The following is an 18,760-nucleotide window of genomic DNA, read 5'->3' on the forward strand; positions in this document are numbered from 1 at the left end:
AAATAATATCAATATATCAAATAATATATCTTAAGCGTATTTTTAGCACTGAAACCATTGATATTTCGTCCATAAAAGAACTATAATGCTGTAAAGAATATGTGTAAATAGGTTACATAAAAGTTTAAACAAGTTTTAAAACAGCATTTGAATTAAAATCAAAATCCCCTACATTTGTTATTATGATACACGACCAACGCGCAGAAAAATTCAGGCAGATCGTGGAAAATAAGTTCCAGATCTACAATTCATTGTTTATGAGCCTGCCTTATGATAAAATGACGAATATCGGGATGCTCCTTCCGTTTCTTTGCGAAGAAAGCAAAATCGGTTACCAGGCCGGAAAAACACCCGAAGAAATCGTTGAGGAATTCTTTAAAAATCATACCGATCTACAGACGGAAGAGCAGAAACTCGAACTGCTTTTTAAAATCATACAATACATCGAAAGACAGGTGGTTCTGTTCGACAGTATCGAAGATGCGGCATTTCCCAAGCTTCATTCTGACAGCGATAAAGGGACGGTCACCAATCTCTATGAGCATTCGCTTCAGGATCATAAACTTGAGGAAGTCCGACAAAAGTTGAAGGATTTTACCGTAAAAATTGTTTTTACAGCGCATCCCACACAGTTTTATCCAAACTCTGTCCAGAGAATCCTTCATGATCTGAGAAATGCGATTACCACAGACTCGATCACCAATATCGATATGCTTTTGCAGCAACTGGGTAAAACGCCATTTGTCAATAAAGAAAAACCTACCCCAATTGACGAGGCGATGAGCATCATCTATTATTTGAGATATGTGTATTATGATTCGATTGGAGAGCTTTTCACACAAATAAAATCAACTTTTGGAAATGAGCATTTCCATCTTCATGAAGATCTCATCCAGCTTGGTTTCTGGCCGGGTGGTGACCGTGATGGAAATCCGTTTGTGACGGCAGACGTTACCAGAAGGGTAGCGGAAGAGCTTCATTCAGCTATACTGAAAGCGTATTACAATAATCTTAAATCGGTAAGAAGAAGATTGAGCTTCAGGGGTGTTTCCGAAGTTCTTACCAAACTGAGCAATGAGTTGTATGCGGCCATTTTCAGGAATGAAAAAATAACAGCGGAAGATATCATCAGAAGAATTGACGAGGCTGAAGAAATCCTTACAAAACAGCACAATTCATTATTTATTGATCTGCTGACTGATTTCAGAGACCGTGTAAAAATTTTTGGAACCCACTTTGCCACGTTGGATGTGCGCCAGGACAGCAGGATTCATCAGAAAGTAATTGATGAGGTTTTTGCTAAGATAAACGGAAATCCTGATGCTGATCATGAAGAAAAGTTCAACACCTTGATTAATGTTTCGGAAAAGGTAAATCCTGATGATTTTGAAGATATCGTTAAAGATACACTGCTTACGGTCTCGCAGATTTCGGAAATTCAGAAACTCAATGGCTCAAGAGGGATGAACCGCTATATTATTTCCAATTCTGACGCCGTGAAAGATGTAATGAATGTCTATGCATTTTTCAAAATCTGCGGATATTGGGATGAAGCCATTAATATGGATATTGTTCCGCTTTTTGAAACCATGGAAGGTCTTGCCAATGCAGAAAATGTAATGGCCGAATTATATCAGAACCCTGTGTATAAAAAACATCTTGAAAGAAGAGGAAACCAGCAGACGATTATGCTCGGTTTTTCAGACGGAACCAAAGACGGTGGTTACCTGAAAGCCAACTGGGAAATTTATAAGGCTAAAGAAGTCCTGACAAAACTATCCGAAGAGCGTGGAATCAAAGTCGTATTTTTTGACGGTAGAGGTGGCCCACCTGCAAGAGGTGGCGGAAAAACGCACGATTTTTATGCCTCTCAGGGTAAAACAATTGCCAATCATAAAATTGAATTAACGATTCAGGGGCAGACGATTACCAGCATTTTCGGAAATAAAGAACAGGCAAAATATAATTTTGAACAGCTCTTAACCGCTGGCATGGAAAATGATGTCTTTAAAAATTCCAAAAAAGACCTCACGGAAAAAGAGAGGGCATTAATTATAGAATTAGCGGATATAAGCTATAAAAAATATTCAGATTTAAAGGCTCATCCGATGTTTGTACCTTATCTGCAGGAAATGAGTACGCTGGAATATTACGGGAAAACCAATATCGGCAGCCGTCCGTCAAAAAGAGGTGCCGGTAACGAACTTAAATTTGAGGATCTGAGAGCTATCCCTTTTGTAGGATCATGGGCACAACTGAAACAGAATGTTCCGGGGTTCTTCGGATTTGGGTTTGCTATGCAGCAGATGAAAGAGCAGGGAAGATTTGATGAAGTGAAAGAGCTCTATAAAGGTTCGGATTTCTTTAAAACGTTGGTGTTAAACTCAATGATGAGTATGAACAAAACGTATTTCCCTTTGACGTACTATATTAAAAATAATCCGAAATTTGGCGCTTTCTGGAATGTTTTGTTTGATGAATACAATCTTTCTAAAAATATTATGCTGGAGCTTACGGGCTTCAAAATGCTTCAGGAAGAAGATCCGCTTTCAAGGAAATCAGTGAAAATCAGGGAAAGAATTGTGCTTCCATTGTTGAGTATTCAGCAATATGCGTTGATGAAAATTCAGAAAGGAGAAGGAAATAAAGAAGCTTATGAAAAGCTTGTGACACGTTCTTTATTCGGGAATATCAATGCAAGCAGAAATTCAGCTTAAAAATTAGAGTATGAAAAATGTTTTCTTTTCAGTTTCTGTATTAATCGTTTTACTGTTGCTGGGTTCATGTAGTAAAGATTCAACACAGAATAAATTGCCGCCTGCTGCCAAAAATGAAGCGTTGTCGGTAGAAAAAGCGCTGGAAGATCATGTGAAAACTGCTGAGAAGAAACAGCCTTCTGATTTCGTTCCAAAAGGATTTGTGATTTTTGATAAAACTGAAGGCGATCTGAATAATGACGGACGCAACGATTATGTTCTGATCATTAAAGGAACCGACAAGGATAAAATTATTAATGACGAATACCGGGGAAAGCTGGACCGCAACCGCCGGGGAATAATCATTTTGTTTAAAACTGAAGATGGCAGCTATGAAAAGATTTTGGAAAACAAAAGTTGTTTTTCTTCTGAAAATGAAGATGGCGGCGTCTATTACGCTCCCGAAATGGATGTTTCCATTGATAAAAATAATCTGTATGTGAATTACAGACACGGCAGATATGGCTATTGGACGTATACATTCAAATACAGAAATTCTGATTTCCAGCTGATCGGGTATGATTCAAGTGAAAATCGCGGACCGATTGTACAGTCGGAAACAAGCATTAATTTTTTGACGGGTAAAAAACAGTTTAAAGATAATATCAACAAAGATTCAGAAGACAGCGATGAGGTTTTCCAGGAAACCTGGTCTGCTATTGATAATAAAAAGCCTGTTCTTTTATCTGAAATTAATGATTTTGACAGACTTGATTTTTAGTCATCTACCATACAAAGAAACCTCTCGAGCCGAGAGGTTTTTTTGCTTTATTCTTTGATGAATTTTTCATAATAAATCTTACCTTTCGTCTGAATTTTCAGGTAATATACTCCTTTGGCAAAATCTTCAACCTTCAGAGATTTTTGATTGTTAACTTTTGTAATTAATCTTCCTAAATTGTCATACACTTCCAACGCTAAAACTTCATTTTCCGAAGCAACATTCAGAATGTTTTTCACCGGATTCGGGAAAATAGCAATATTATTTTTCTTTACCAATTCTGAAGTATTCAACACATTGTTGTAAAGACTTCCAAAATTCAATATTCCAAAGCCCATCTGGTCATAATGATTGGGATAAAGGGATGCCGTTTGTCTCAGTTTATTTCTCATTAAATCCCGATCCATGGTATAAAAAGCCTGTATTAAACAAGCTACTCCTCCTGCTGCAATCGGAGTGGCAATAGAAGTTCCGCTTACCAGAACCGTCGAGTCGTTGTTGTTGACTGTTGTTGCTAAAGTACCTCTTGCGCTGGCATCCGGCTTTACTACCCCTGCAGAATTAGGTCCGTAAGATGAAAAATCAGAAGATGCTCCGCTGGCATCCACGGAACCGATCGAAAAGACTTTTGCATTGTCAGCCGGTGTCATGATATAATGCCATGGCTGTACTCCCGAATTACCAGCCGCAAATAGTACAAAAATCCCTTTATTAACGGCAATTTCAGCACCACGCGCAATAAAAGATGTAGTGCCATTCATGTTGGAGTATGTATAGCTGTATTTCGGATCGTCAAAAGTGGAGTAGCCTAAGGAAGTTGTGATCATGTCGACCCCTTTTCTGTCTGCTTCTTCCGCAGCTTCGATCCAGTAGAGTTCTTCTTCAGGGATTTCTACGGTGGCATTTTCGCTTCGGTAAAGATAAAAGTCAGCATCCGGAGCAGATCCTACAAACGTGTCCTGTACGTAGCCTCCGATGGCTCCCAAAACTACAGATCCATGGGCGCTAAGCGATGCATTATAGATATCCGTTCCTTTTGTCACAAAATCGTATCCGCCTTTAATGTGACCGTTATTCCATAATCTTGTGTAGGCTGAACCTGTATTCACATTTGGAAAGCCTGCATCAATCACAGCGATGGTGACGCCGGTTCCCGTATAGCCGGCAAGGTGCAACGGACGAAGGTTGATTTGATCAATCTGCTCAGAACCTGAACCATAATCAAAAACAGTTAAGTTTTTATTTGTGGCTGATGAAGGATCTTCCCACTTGTTGGAATGCTTAATCTTCGGAACCACCGAGGAATTTTTAGCAAAACTTTCTACAGAATCAACATAGCTTTGAGATTCCAGTATTGATATTTGAGCAGGAGTCGCATTTACGGCAACACCGTTCAGCCATTTTGAATAGTCGGTGACAGTAAAGCCCAGATTTTGAATGTTGGTAATATAGGATTGCTCAATGGGAGCATCCTGATCATTCAATGTTACGCCCAGTGTTGCTCTACGGTCGAGAGATTTTTGTGAAAGCTCGGAAAGGGGATTGGCATAAAATGCCGCTTTGTTAGGTTTATCATTAAAAAACACAAAAACAAGCGATGTCTGTGCAAAACTTACTGAATAACTTGCTAAGAGACAAAAAAATAAAGTTTTTTTCATATATCTATTTTTAGATAAAGATAAAACAAAATCAATAAAATTTTTGAAAGGATTTTAAATTCCTTATTTTTACAGAAATATTTATTTATGAAAAAGATTCAAATGGTTGACTTACAAAGTCAGTATTACAAGATAAAAAATGAAGTGGACAATGCAGTTTTAAATGTAATGGATTCAGCGGCTTTTATCAATGGCCCTGAGGTAAAGTCTTTCCAGAATGAATTAGAGTCTTATTTGGATGTAAAACATGTGATTCCGTGTGCAAATGGTACCGATGCCCTGCAGATTGCTTTGATGTCACTTGATCTTAAAGAAGGGGATGAAATAATCACGGCAGATTTTACATTTGCGGCAACAGTTGAGGTTATTCATCTGCTGAAACTGAAATCTGTACTGGTGGATGTTGATTATGATACGTTTACGATTTCGCCGGAAGCTATTAAAAAGGCTATTACTCCAAAAACAAAGGCTATTATTCCTGTTCATATTTTCGGACAATGTGCGAATATGGAGGAAATTTTAAAGATTGCTGAAGAACATAATTTATACGTCATCGAAGATAATGCCCAGGCCATCGGTGCTGAATTTACTTTTGCTGACGGAATGGTAAAAAAAGCAGGAACAATGTCTACAGTGGGGACTACTTCTTTTTTCCCATCAAAGAATTTAGGATGCTATGGAGATGGAGGAGCAATATTTACCAATAATGATGAATTGGCGCACCGTTTAAGAGGGATTGTAAACCACGGAATGTACGAAAGATACTATCACGAGGAGGTTGGGGTAAATTCAAGACTGGACAGTATTCAGGCGGCAATTTTGAGAAAAAAATTACCGAATCTTGACAATTATAACGAAGCAAGAAAAAAAGCTGCAGATTATTATGATGAAGCTTTTGCCGGTCATGAATATATTTTAACGCCTAAAAGAGCAGAAAATTCTACTCATGTTTTCCATCAGTATACGTTGAGAATTTTAAACGGAAAACGTAATGAATTGCAGAAATTTTTAACAGAAAAAGAAATTCCTGCCATGATTTATTATCCTGTAGCATTAAGAAAGCAAAAAGCATATTATCAGGAAAGTAATGATGCAGATTTTGTAAATACGGACAAACTTTTGGATCAGGTGATTTCTCTTCCGATGCACACAGAGCTTGATGATGAGCAGCTGAAGTATATTACGGATGCGGTGTTGGAGTTTATGAAATAATGAAAAGGAAGGTTTTTAAATATAAAATTATTGGCATATTAATTTTTTTAATAGAACTCTTCATATTTGCTTTATTCACTTATGGAAGTTATGACAGTTTTATAGATTTTAATCTTAGCCAGATTTTTATTGTTCAAAACTTTATTTTTATTTTTGCGGTACTGGTAGCGTCTACAGCCTTTCTAAATTTAATACTGATTTTATTAAGTGCTAAAAAAAGTATATTCTTTTTAAATATTCAATACTCAATAATTTTCTTATTTTTTGCTTCTGGTTTTGTAAAAATGCTTCTTGGAAATGATTATTATAAAGAAGATAATATCAAGTTTATCATTGTGTTTTCATTAATTTTCATTTTATTATTCGTTATTAATTTTTTTAAATATAAAAGTGTAGAATTTTCAGAAATTGAAGAAATAGGAACACGCAATAATTAATACAATACTTTATTAAAGATTTTTAACTTTGGCAAAGTTGTAAAAAAATAAAAAATGGCAATACTTGTAACAGGTGGCTTAGGATATATCGGTTCGCACACGGTTGTAGAACTTTTGAATAATAATTTTGAAGTTGTTATTGTGGATGATTTATCCAATACTGAGAGATTTATATTAAAAAATATTGAAGAGATTACGGGTAAAAGGCCTGTTTTCTATCCTTTTGATTTAAAAAGAAGGGAGCTTTTAACCCAGGTTTTTGATGCCCATCATATTGAAGGCTGTATCAATTTTGCTGCTTCAAAAGCAGTTGGAGAAAGCCAGCTGAAGCCGATTGATTATTATGAAAATAATTTATTTTCCTTGATTAATATTTTGCAGGAGTTTAAAGAAAGAGGAATTTCAAATTTTATTTTTAGTTCTTCCTGTACAGTATATGGTCAGGCAGACAAGATGCCGATTGACGAAAATACTCCTTTAAAAATGCCGGAAAGCGTTTACGGAAAAACAAAACAGATGGGAGAAGAAATTTTATCTGATTTTGCAAAAGCTTATCAGAGGAAAGTTTCTTTGTTGAGGTATTTTAATCCGATAGGGGCACATCCTTCTGCAAAATTGGGGGAATTGCCTATAGGGATTCCTAATAATCTGGTTCCTTACGTAATGCAAACTGCGGCTGGAGTCCGTGAAAAACTTAATATCTGGGGAAATGATTATCCGACTGAAGACGGAACAGCTGTTCGTGATTACATTTATGTAGTAGACCTTGCAAAAGCGCATGTTGCGGCTCTGCAAAAATTAATGCAAAGTACTTCTGAAGAGGCTTTGATTGATATCTATAACCTCGGAACCGGAAAAGGATCATCTGTTATGGAAGTTGTAAAAGCTTTTGAACTGGCTAATATTGTAGAAGTTCCTTATCAGATATGTGACCGTAGAGAAGGTGATATTACCATAGCCTATGCCAATGCAGACAAAGCCGAAAGAGAACTCGGTTGGAAATCTGAAACTTCTCTGGAAGAAGCCTTAAAAACGGTCTGGGAATGGCAAAAATATCTTGAGACCAGAAATACTGAGATTAAATTATAATTAGTTAAAAATATATGAAAACGCAAAGAATAGGCATTACATTTTCCTCATTCGATTTATTGCATGCCGGCCATATCAAAATGCTTGAAGAGGCTAAAACAGTTTGTGATTATCTTATTGTAGGTTTGCAAATAGATCCATCGCATGATCGTCCTAATAAGAATAAACCTACACAAACCATTGTTGAAAGATATATTCAGCTGAAGGCAGTGGATGCTGTCGATGAAATTATTCCTTATTATACGGAGCAGGATCTGGAAGATATTTTAAAATCATTTGTTATCGATGTCAGAATCATTGGTGACGATTATATGGATAAAGATTTCACCGGAAAAAAATACTGTGAAGAGAAAGGAATCGAAATTTTTTATAACAAAAGGGATCACAGATTTTCGTCAAGCGATTTGCGGCGAAGAATTTATGAAGCAGAATTGGAAAAGGTTTCAAGAGCTGAAGCAGCCATAAAATAAAAAATCCCGAAAGTAATTTCGGGATTTTTGCTGTATATATAGGAAGATTACATTGGCCCTCCCTGCTGATCGTCTCCTGCAGCGTTGGAGTTGATATCTTTTTTTCGTTTAGGCTGTTCGATTTTTTCTCCCTGCTTGAATCTGTAAGTGAAAGAAAGAGCAAACTGTCTTGGCTGCCATTGCATGTAATTACGACGCGTATAATCTGTATTATAACTGTATACCTCTCTGCTTCTGGTATTGAAAATATCCTGAATATTGAATGTAATAGTAGCATCACCTTTCAAAATTGTTTTTGATGCACCCAGGTTTAAAGCATACATATCTTGAGTATCTTGATTCGCAGCTTTTTGTGCACCTCTGTAGAAACCTTGCAATTGAATACTTAAAGTTTTATCAATTTTAAAAGTTGAATTTAGTCGGGCTCTTGTCGAAAAGCCATCTCCCGTAAAATCCATTGATCCTACTTTTTCATTACCTAGAGCATCTTTTGCATCATAATAAGCAATACCTGAAGTTTTATATCCGAAAACATCGAGACTTCCCATTAATTTTAGCCAGGAAAAAGGATCATAGGTGAAATTTAGGTCCAGACCATACCTTTCATCATTTCCTAAATTAATCGGTTTTGTATAGAAAACACTTGTGCTTTCATCGGGTCTGTAAACAAGCATTTTTGTGTCGTCTGTTGTATGCCTGTAATAGAGAGTAGGGTTAACTGTAAATTTCTTTCTTGAGATGCTGTAACCTACTTCGTACGAGTCTACATATGATGGATTAAGATCAATATTTCCTTCGAAAATATTTTGACTGTTACTATAATTTGGGAAAGGGACCATGAAGAATGATCTTGGTCTGTCTATTCTACGAGAGTAGTTAATCAGGATCTGATTGTCTTTAGATAATTCATAACTTAAAAATACACTAGGAAATAAGTTATTGTAATTTTTTGTTTTATTAATGGGAACAAAAGACGGATCCAAATTATCATAATTTATTTTGATATTCGAAAGTTCATCTCTTAATCCCACCTGATATCCAAGATTACCAATTTTACTTTTAAACTGGAGGTAAAGGGCGTTGAAAATCTCTCTGTAATCTGTAGTATTATTATAGCTCGGTATAAAAGGATTTTCTGCTGTACTGCTCACAAAATTGTCATAATCATTATTATTTACATCAATTCTATATCCAGCTTCAATTTTGGACTGTTCACCGATAGGAAGTTCATAATCTGCCTTACCAACTAAAGTTTTATTGATGGAATTTCGGCGCGTAATATCTTCCAGTACAGGAACGGAATTCATTGTTTGCAGAATGTCAGAATTGTTGTTACTTCTGTTTCTTTGTAAGCTCAAGGATAAAGATATGTTCTGACCTTTGTCATCAAACTTATGATCTAATCCAATATCACCCTGAAAAGCGAGATTATTATTAAATCCTTTAGAATCTCTCTGTGAAAAAGAATTTATAGGATTCCATGTATTCTGATTTTGTGAATATCTGAAGAAGCTGTCATAAGTGTTAAGGAGTTCAGTATTATTTCCATCAAATGTTCGTACAACTCCGGATAGATTCAGTGATGTTTTTTCTGAAATATCGTACACAAAACCGGCACTCACGTTATAATTATCATTATAACTTTTATTGGTAGAGTTTTGAAGCTGATAGGTGGCAATATCTTTTGGTTGAACAAAAGAAGGGTCAGAAGGATTTATTGTTGGCAAAACAATATTTTGATAGGTAGTTTCCGTATCATTTTTACTTTTGTTTTCAGAGTAACCTCCGCCACCGTTAAGGAACCATGTCCAGTTATTTTTTCTCCAGCTTAAATTAGTATTAAGTGCAGTTCTTGGTAAATAACCCAAAGTTCCCGTAACGTTTCCATTGAAACCTACTTTTTTATTTTTTTTCAGGATTATATTTAAAATACCCGAAGTTCCACTTGCTTCAAATTTTGATGAAGGGTTGGTAATTACTTCAATTCTTTCAATCTGGTCAGCCGGGATACTTTGTAATGCATTGGCGCCATCATCAATTCCTAGTAGGGCAGAAGGCTTTCCATTAATTAAAAATTTTACATTTGAGCTACCTCTCATCGAAACAGTACCGTCTGTATCGACCGAAACTGAAGGCACATTAGAAAGAACATCCTGAAGATTTCCTCCTTTACTTACAATATCCTGAGACGGATCGTAGGTTCTTTTATCGAGTTCTACTTTATAAGGCTTGGTAGAAGGTGCTGTAATTACAACCCCCTGTATGTCTCCTGTTTTGATGTTGGTTGCACTTGCTTCAGGATCAATAGAAAGCGCTCCTATATTACCTGCGGCTGTGATTTGTTTCGTAATAACATTCTTTTTATAATCGATTGCCTCTACGGTAATGTCATATTGCCCGGGTGTAAGATCAAGTTTGTATTGTCCTTTTTCGTCGGTAAGAGTTGCATCACTGAATTGCTTGTTTGCTTTATTACTGAACGTTACAGAGGCGTAAGGAACAGGCTGGTTGCTCTTACTTACCACCGACCCCGAAATACCTACCTTCTCCTGTGCAAAAGCCAATGCGGCTGCCGAAAGTACAAAAGTAAGCCCTAAGGTTTTTTTTGTAAAAATGTTAATGATTTCCGTCTGATTCATAAGGTATTTTTTTGTGTAAAATCATGAAAGATTTCTCTTAATATTGTGAAATTATCAATCGTTTTTTAATTTCAAATATTAAGCCTAATTTATTATTTGTAATGTATATGTCGCTTTTAAATGCGAAATGTTAATTATTAAATTGTTAAAAAAAAGTTAATATGGTTATTACTTTATATTTTTCGAATTTAGCCAGTCCTGATAGGCTTTTGCATTAATTGCGTGCTGCTCTGCACTTGCTGTAAATTTGTGGTATCCTAATCTCGCCGGATCTGCACACATAAAAATATAATCGTTCTTTTCAGCATTTAAAACGGCATCAACCGAATTTTTATCGACAACACAGATCGGTCCCGGTGGAATGCCTTTATTGGCATACGTATTATACGGTGACGGCGTAGACAAATGTTTATAGAAAACCCTTTTAATAGGCTGTTTGAAGTTAGTTTGTTTATTAATCGCATAAATAACTGTCGGATCGGACTGCAGTTTCATCCCTTTTCTATATCGGTTCAGGTATAATCCGGCGATGGTTCTCATCTCATCTTTTTTACCTCCGGATTCCTTATAAACAATAGAAGCCAATGCGTAAATCTGATCTCTTGTAAGTCCTGACTGCTGCTCCTTCGCTTTTCTTTCAGCGTTCCAGAATTCATTATACTGATCGTCGAATTTCCTGAAAAACTCTTCAGGAGTTACCGTCCAGAAAAAATTGTACGTATCAATAAAGAAATATTTTTTAAGATCTTCTGCATTGTTATAGCCCTTTTCGGCAGCAATAGTATTCAGACCGTTTACAAATTTCAAAGAATCCAGCTCTGTTTTTTTTGTTACTTTACCCAACATTTGATACATGTCTCCAAAGTCACCTATCCTGAAACTGTTTTCACTCTGGTTTCCGGCTTTAATCATATTAACGAGATTCGCATTTCCCAAACCTTTCTGAAAATGATATCGTCCCGCTTTGAAATGCTTATCCAGTTCTTTTTCTTTAGCAACCGCCTCAAAGGTCTCTTTATTATCCACATATTTTGCTGCAGAATCAATAATCTGTTTAAAATTTGCATTATGGGGAATCAGTACGTAACCGTCATTTTTAATATTGTTCCCGTAATATTTAATATAAAATCTAAAACCAAAAAATCCGCCTATAACAAAAACAAGCAGGATAATTATGAGTATAGCTTTTTTCATTTACCGTTGATTAAGTTTGTTTTAAATGAGGTCAATTTTACCTTTAAAAACTTGTTTTGCAGGACCTTCCAACCAAATATTTTTGAAGGAATTTCCGTCTTTTTCAGCGTATACTTTAAGGTTTCCTCCCAAAGTCTTTACTTTTACGGAAATTAGATTGTTATTTTGAAGAAAAGTTAAAGCTGAAGCCGTAACTCCTGTACCACAACTGTATGTTTCGTCCTCAACGCCTCGTTCATAGGTTCTTACAAAGATTTCATCTTCATTAATTTTTTCCACAAAGTTTACATTGATTCCTTTTTCTGAATAATTTTCAGAATTCCGAATGCCATGGCCCTCAGCGAAAACATTGTAGTTGACTAAATCTTCAACGTATTTTACATAATGTGGAGATCCTGTATTCATGACCGTATTGTCTCCGTCGTTAGAAATTGTATCGACATCAGACATTTTTAATTTTACAATACCATTATGAATTTCAGCCAAATGTTCTCCGTCGATCGCAACAAATTTGCAATTACCCTCAAATATGTCAAGAAAAAAAGCAAAAGCGACCGAACAGCGCGCTCCGTTTCCGCAAAAGCTTTTTGAACCGTCAGAGTTATAATAATCTACTTCAAAGTCAAAACCTTCTGCTGCATTTATTTTGATCAGGCCATCTGCACCGATCCCGAAACGGCGGTCACAAAGCTTCTGAATATGGGTAATAGAAAGGTCATCCCATTCCCCGGAACGGTTGTCGATCATTACGAAATCATTTCCGGTTCCCTGATATTTATAAAATTCCATATCTAATAGCTGATTTTATCCGAATTAAGCATGCAAAATTAGTGCAATTAAAACAAAAAACGAACAGTGTTAGCTGTCCGTTTTCTTATTTATAATCGTTTTATCTAAATCCGCCCCCGTTCGTATTCCTATTGGTGTTTGGCTGAGGAGAACTTTGCTGAGTCGACGTCCCGGAATTATTCCTGAATCCTCCGCTATTGGAATTGTTATTAGACGAATTATTCCTGAAACCGCTGTTTGAATTGTTGGATGAGTTATTTCTGAATCCGCCACTATTATTCTGAGATTTCGGAGCGCTCTGCTGATTTCTGAATCCGTTATTTGATCTTTGATTACTATTCTGTCTGTTACTGTTTCTGAAACTTCCGTTGTTGGATGTTCCGTCATTTACATTTCCACGGAATCCGTTATTTGGTCTGGCAGAAGTTGTTCCATTATCGGATCTTCTTTCAACATAAACTTTTCTTCTGGAATTGTTATAGTTTTGATAGTAGTACGGAATTCCATTATCATAGTAATAATTCATATTATTTCGGTAATAATATCCATCATTTCCCCAATATCCGCCGCCGCCGTAATATCCCTGTGGAGCATAATAATATCCGTTATCATAATACGGATCTCCATATGTATTTGCATACGGATCCGCGTAGGCTGTACACGATGCTAAACTCGCTATGGTGACAACACTAAATGCTATTTTTAATAAATTTTTCATGACTTTCTTTAAACTTTTTTTCTTAAACTTTTCTTCCAGGTTACAAAGCCCTGGATCGCCATTATAGTAAATACCAAATATTGAACCGAAGTAATACCGAGACCTTTATAAATCATCATGGGGATGCAGATAAAATCTCCGATGATCCAGAAGATCCAGTTTTCAATCCTTCTTTTCGCCATAAACCACATTCCTACTAAAAATACGGATGTGGTAACGACGTCCAGCCAATTGCCCCAGTCTAGATGGTATAAACCAAGGCTGATGTTTTTCATTGAAAACTGATTGTCAATATACGGTTTATAATAATATACTACAGTTACTAAGATTAAACTTATGACAAAAAGTAAAATCCCATACAGCCATTCTTTTTTTGTAGCCCATGTAACATCCACATGCACATGATCATCTGAGTTTTTTGCCCATAAAATCCATCCGTAAATACTCATCACCGTGTAGTATACATTGATCATACAGTCTCCCAAAAGTCCGAAGTTAAAGAGAATATACACATAAATTAGTGTTGAAATAATGCCGGTAGGATAAACCCAGATATTTTTTTTAATGGAAAAATAAACGCTTAAAATTCCGAATACAGTAGCGAAGGCTTCAAGGAAAATCTGCAGTGTAGTGTAGCTTTCGTAGGGTTTTACGAAAAGATCGTATAGATTCATGAGATCAAAAATAAGCAAAAAAACGCTTACTTTGAAATGATTTAAATAATATGAAAATCAGATTTTTATATTTCTTTGTTTAAAATAAATCATGAAAATCTACTAATAAACGTTAATGTTTCTAAAATTTTTATATTTTCGTAAATCTTTAATAAATAATAAAATATGTCTAAAATTTGGACCAAGAAACCGATGAGTGCTTTCGAAAATGATATGAAAAGCAGTCAGCTCAAAAGAGTACTCGGTAAATGGAGTCTTACGGCTATCGGAATCGGTGCTATTATTGGTGGGGGAATTTTCGTACTTACAGGTACCGGAGCTTACTACCATGCAGGACCCGCATTAGCCATTTCTTTCATCATTGCAGGTATTGCCTGTATTTTCGCAGCATTATGTTATTCTGAGTTTGCTTCCATACTTCCTGTGGAGGGCTCCGCCTATGCGTATGCTTACGGCACGGTTGGTGAAATCTTTGCCTGGATCATCGGCTGGGGACTCATTCTCGAATATGCAATGGGATCAATGACAGTGGCCGTTTCATGGTCGGGCTATTTTAATAAACTATTGAAAATGTTCGGTATACATCTTCCGGATTATCTTACTTCAGATCCTGCAAGTTATGCGGGTGAAGGATTTGCCATGAATTTGCCGGCTTTCCTTATTGTTTTATTTGTTATCGGTATTTTGATAAAAGGAACAAAAGAGGCTGCCAAAACCAATAATCTTATCGTAATCATGAAGGTATCAGCGGTGCTTTTTGTGATCATTGCCGGTGTTTTCTTTATCAATACAGCCAATTGGGATCCTTTTATTCCTGCTCCGGCAATGGTAAAGGAAGGCGAGAATATGAAAGAAGCCTACGGTGTTCAGGGAATTATCTCAGGAGCAGCAGCGATCTTCTTTGCCTATATCGGCTTTGATGCGGTTTCCACACAGGCGGGGGAAGCTATCAATCCTAAAAAAGATGTTCCTTTTGCGATCATTGTTTCTCTTTTGGTATGTACCGTATTATATATTTTAGTATCCCTTGTACTTACCGGGATGATGCATTATTCAGATTTTGATCCTCAGGGGAAATATCCTGATGCCATCAAGGCACCTGTGGCGTATGCATTTGAAATTGCGGGACAAGGCTGGGCAGGCTATATTATCACTATCGCAGCAACAGTAGGTTTGGTATCTGTGTTAATGGTAATGATCATGGGACAATCAAGAATTTTCTTGGGAATGTCTAAGGACGGACTGATCCCTAAACTATTCAGTGATGTACATCCGGTAAGAAAAACTCCTGCGAAAAGTTTAATGCTTTTGGGAATCGTGATTGCTACCATTGCTGCATTAACTCCTATCAGTAAACTGGCAGATATGACGAGTTTCGGGACACTTTTCGCTTTCACAATGGTTTGTGTAGCAGTTTGGATCCTTAGAAAAAAAGAGCCTCAGTTACCGAGAACATTTAAAGTACCTGCATTGCCAGTAATTGCAACTTTAGGAATCTGCATCAACGTATACCTGATCTGGAACCTGAGCCACGAAGCAAAATACCTTTCATTAGGATGGCTTGTACTGGGGGTTTTGATTTATTTCACCTACAGTCTTAAAAACAGTAAGCTTCATAAAGTCGGTTATGGCGAAACGTTCAAAGCAGAACAGGAACCTTTAGATAAACCTGATTTAGATTTATAAAAAATATCACTTAAAATCCACAGAATTCTGTGGATTTTTTATTTTTGTTCATATGAAAAAGACCACACTATTTTTATTCCTGTTCTTGGGCATTTTTACATTTTCTCAACAAATAGAAAGCTTTACAACCATTTTAAATGATAAAATAAGCATCAGAGCGATTGAAATATATGATAATAAAGTTTGGTACAGCGGAACGGATTCCAAATTCGGTTTCGTTGATCTGAAAGATCCTGAACATAAAAATCAGATTAAATTATCTGATGAAAAACTTCAATTCAGAACACTGGCGCAGGATAAAGATTTTTTTTATGCGGCCAATATTGAAAGCCCGGCTCGTTTTTTTAAGATTGATAAAAAGAATCTTACCTATCAGATTGTATTTACTGATATGAGCAAAGGAGCATTTTATGACGCCTTTCATTTCGTTAGTAATAATTTAGCTTTTGCGTTTAGCGATACGGATGATGCAAGATTAAAACTGGCTATGTATAAAAATGGAGAATGGAGCTTCTTTCAAAATAATATCAAATTAAATGAAGGAGAGGCCGCATTTGCCGCGAGCAATACCAATATTGCTTCGACAAAAAAATATTTGTGGGTTGCAACCGGCGGGAAATCTTCAAGAATTTTAAGGTTGAATTTTAAGAATAATCAAATTGATGTTTTCAATACACCAATTATTCAGGGTGAATCTTCTCAGGGAATATATTCCATAGATTTTCTGGATAATAAATTCGGAATCGCTGTAGGCGGAGATTATACCAAACAGGAAGCCAATATCAACAATATCGCTACAACAAACGATGGTGGTGAAATATGGCAAATCCAGGCTTCGGGACACAATGCAGGATATACGACCTGCGTTAGAATTAAACCTAATTCAAAAGGAAAAGAAATCATTGCAGTGGGAGATCAGCATATCAGTTATTCATCAGATTCCGGGAAAACCTGGAAAAAGATTTCCGATGAAAAAGGATTTTTCGTCTGCCAGTGGATCGATGGAAATACTCTTGTATTCGCAGGAAAAGACAAAATTTCTGTTATGAAACTGAAGTTTTAAAACTAATTTAATTAAACTTCATTTAATAATGGTTATATCTTTTATAGTTAAAAAACTTTAAATGTTTTTCTATTTTAAAATGCCCTAATATATTTCATGGTTTAAAATTCATCAGTTATGCGTAATTTTGCATTATGAAACTTGTTAAAAGTTCATTAAAATTTTAAATCAAAAATGAATTCTTTAATAGATAAATATAATATTCCAGGTCCTCGTTACACTTCTTATCCTACCGTACCATATTGGGATGAAAGCAGTTTCTCTCCGGAATTGTGGAAACAAAGTGTGATCAGAACCTTTAATGAATCGAATGCTGAGGAAGGGATCTCTATTTATATCCATTTGCCATTTTGTGAGGCGCTCTGCACGTTTTGTGCCTGTCATAAGCGTATCACTAAGCAGCACAGTGTAGAAATTCCGTATCTGGAGAGTGTTTTGAAAGAATGGCAGCTTTATCTCAACTTATTTAATGAGAAACCAAAACTGAAGGAACTTCATTTGGGAGGCGGTACACCAACGTTTTTTTCACCGCAGAATCTTAAGGCTTTACTGGAAGGTATTTTTGAAACAGTCGATATTGCAGAAGATCAGGAGTTTTCTTTTGAAGGACATCCTAATAATACGACCAGAGAACATCTTCAGACTTTATATGATCTTGGCTTCAGAAGAGTAAGCTTTGGAGTGCAGGATTATGATTTGAAAGTGCAGAAAGCGATCAACAGGATTCAGCCATTTGAAAATGTTAAGCAGGTGACAGAATGGGCGAGGGAAATCGGATACAGAGGAATCAGTCACGATCTTGTTTTTGGTCTTCCGCACCAGAGTTGGGAAGCGATGGAATACACCATCCGAAAAACAATGGAACTGAAGCCGGACAGACTTGCTTTTTATTCTTACGCCCACGTTCCTTGGGTAAAAGGTGTCGGACAAAGAGGTTTTGATGAAAACGACCTTCCAAGCGGTGAGGAAAAGCGCAGGTTGTATGAAGACGGCAAAAAATTATTGGAAGATTTGGGATATATCGAAGTGGGAATGGATCATTTTTCCCTTGAACATGATGATCTTTATCAATCTCTGATTCAAAAGAAACTGCACCGGAATTTTATGGGATATACCTCCAGCAAGACCCAGCTGATGGTTGGACTCGGAATGTCTGCTATTTCAGATTCATGGTATGCTTTTGCGCAGAATGTAAAAACAGTGGAAGAGTATCAGAAAATAGTGGAAGAGGGTGAGATTCCTGTTGTCAAAGGTCATATTTTAAATGAAGAAGATCTTGTCGTAAGAAGGCACATTCTTAATTTAATGTGTCAGCTGGAAACGAATTTCGATATCAATAATTCATTCCCGGAATTGCAAAACGCATTCGAAATGTTAAAAGAGATGGAGAATGATGAACTGGTTGAAATTCATGACAGCCAAATCAAAATAACAGAAAAAGGAAGAGCTTTTACCAGAAATGTAGCGATGGTTTTTGACCTGCGAATGATGCGAAATAAACCTGAAACAAGGATTTTCTCAATGACGATTTAAAAAAAACCAACGTTAAAAAATATTGTTAAAATGTTTCTGTCCGAATAGTAAGGCGGAAACATTTTTTTATTATTCTTTGCATGGTTAAAAATATTCCTCCGTATAAATCTAGATATTTATC

Annotated in this window: 15 protein-coding genes; 9 read left to right on the forward strand and 6 right to left on the reverse strand. The window is 36.3% G+C overall.

The features are described 5' to 3' along the window. Window positions 1-182 precede the first annotated feature (182 nt). Window positions 183-2,717, forward strand: a complete 2,535-nt coding sequence (locus BMW64_RS04170) for a phosphoenolpyruvate carboxylase (RefSeq protein ID WP_089998646.1) — start codon at window positions 183-185, stop codon at window positions 2,715-2,717. 10 nt (window positions 2,718-2,727) lie between these two features. Then, window positions 2,728-3,477, forward strand: a complete 750-nt coding sequence (locus tag BMW64_RS04175; protein ID WP_228400830.1) for a hypothetical protein — start codon at window positions 2,728-2,730, stop codon at window positions 3,475-3,477. Between the two features lie 47 nt (window positions 3,478-3,524). Here BMW64_RS04175 and BMW64_RS04180 read toward each other — a convergent pair whose 3' ends face one another. Further along, on the reverse strand, window positions 3,525-5,135 hold the full coding sequence (locus BMW64_RS04180) for a S8/S53 family peptidase (RefSeq protein WP_089998648.1): 1,611 nt from the start codon (window positions 5,133-5,135) through the stop codon (window positions 3,525-3,527). 87 nt (window positions 5,136-5,222) lie between these two features. On the opposite strand from BMW64_RS04180, the gene BMW64_RS04185 reads away from it, so the two are divergent. Genes BMW64_RS04185 through BMW64_RS04200 form a run of 4 tightly spaced genes read left to right on the forward strand, consistent with a single transcriptional unit; the run spans window position 5,223 to window position 8,343 of the window. Further along, entirely contained in the window at window positions 5,223-6,347 is a 1,125-nt protein-coding gene (locus tag BMW64_RS04185; protein WP_089998649.1) for a DegT/DnrJ/EryC1/StrS family aminotransferase, read from the forward strand. After that, the gene (locus tag BMW64_RS04190) at window positions 6,347-6,784 is read left to right on the forward strand and encodes a hypothetical protein (protein WP_089998650.1); all 438 of its coding nucleotides are present in this window, start codon (window positions 6,347-6,349) and stop codon (window positions 6,782-6,784) included. Before BMW64_RS04185 ends, BMW64_RS04190 begins: the two co-directional genes overlap by 1 nt. Window positions 6,785-6,838: 54 nt before the next feature. Then, window positions 6,839-7,873: a UDP-glucose 4-epimerase GalE gene (gene galE, locus BMW64_RS04195; protein WP_089998652.1), complete on the forward strand. Its 1,035-nt coding sequence runs from the start codon at window positions 6,839-6,841 to the stop codon at window positions 7,871-7,873. A gap of 14 nt (window positions 7,874-7,887) precedes the next feature. After that, on the forward strand, window positions 7,888-8,343 hold the full coding sequence (locus BMW64_RS04200) for an adenylyltransferase/cytidyltransferase family protein (protein WP_089998654.1): 456 nt from the start codon (window positions 7,888-7,890) through the stop codon (window positions 8,341-8,343). Window positions 8,344-8,390: 47 nt separating this feature from the next. Here the strand turns inward: BMW64_RS04200 and BMW64_RS04205 are convergent, their stop codons facing one another. From BMW64_RS04205 to pnuC, 5 genes are all read right to left on the reverse strand, one after another. Then, window positions 8,391-10,982, reverse strand: coding sequence for a TonB-dependent receptor (locus BMW64_RS04205; RefSeq protein WP_089998656.1), 2,592 nt, complete (start codon window positions 10,980-10,982; stop codon window positions 8,391-8,393). Between the two features lie 168 nt (window positions 10,983-11,150). Next, on the reverse strand, window positions 11,151-12,176 hold the full coding sequence (mltG, locus tag BMW64_RS04210; protein ID WP_089998658.1) for an endolytic transglycosylase MltG: 1,026 nt from the start codon (window positions 12,174-12,176) through the stop codon (window positions 11,151-11,153). A gap of 21 nt (window positions 12,177-12,197) precedes the next feature. Further along, the gene (gene dapF / locus BMW64_RS04215; RefSeq protein ID WP_089998659.1) at window positions 12,198-12,965 is read right to left on the reverse strand and encodes a diaminopimelate epimerase; all 768 of its coding nucleotides are present in this window, start codon (window positions 12,963-12,965) and stop codon (window positions 12,198-12,200) included. Window positions 12,966-13,065: 100 nt separating this feature from the next. Then, window positions 13,066-13,683: a hypothetical protein gene (locus BMW64_RS04220; RefSeq protein ID WP_089998660.1), complete on the reverse strand. Its 618-nt coding sequence runs from the start codon at window positions 13,681-13,683 to the stop codon at window positions 13,066-13,068. Window positions 13,684-13,691: 8 nt separating this feature from the next. Then, on the reverse strand, window positions 13,692-14,357 hold the full coding sequence (pnuC, locus tag BMW64_RS04225; protein ID WP_089998661.1) for a nicotinamide riboside transporter PnuC: 666 nt from the start codon (window positions 14,355-14,357) through the stop codon (window positions 13,692-13,694). Between the two features lie 165 nt (window positions 14,358-14,522). Between pnuC and BMW64_RS04230 the strand changes: the two genes are divergently transcribed. From BMW64_RS04230 to hemN, 3 genes are all read left to right on the forward strand, one after another. Beyond that, a complete protein-coding gene (locus tag BMW64_RS04230) occupies window positions 14,523-16,043 on the forward strand; it encodes an APC family permease (protein ID WP_089998663.1) in 1,521 nt (506 codons plus the stop codon). 52 nt (window positions 16,044-16,095) lie between these two features. Next, window positions 16,096-17,106 (forward strand): WD40/YVTN/BNR-like repeat-containing protein, encoded by a 1,011-nt coding sequence (locus BMW64_RS04235; protein ID WP_089998664.1) that lies wholly within the window; start codon window positions 16,096-16,098, stop codon window positions 17,104-17,106. 174 nt (window positions 17,107-17,280) lie between these two features. Next, a complete protein-coding gene (hemN, locus tag BMW64_RS04240) occupies window positions 17,281-18,639 on the forward strand; it encodes an oxygen-independent coproporphyrinogen III oxidase (protein WP_089998665.1) in 1,359 nt (452 codons plus the stop codon). Window positions 18,640-18,760: the final 121 nt, after the last annotated feature.

This window comes from Chryseobacterium taichungense (assembly GCF_900109935.1).
Classification (GTDB): Bacteria; Bacteroidota; Bacteroidia; order Flavobacteriales; family Weeksellaceae; genus Chryseobacterium; species Chryseobacterium taichungense.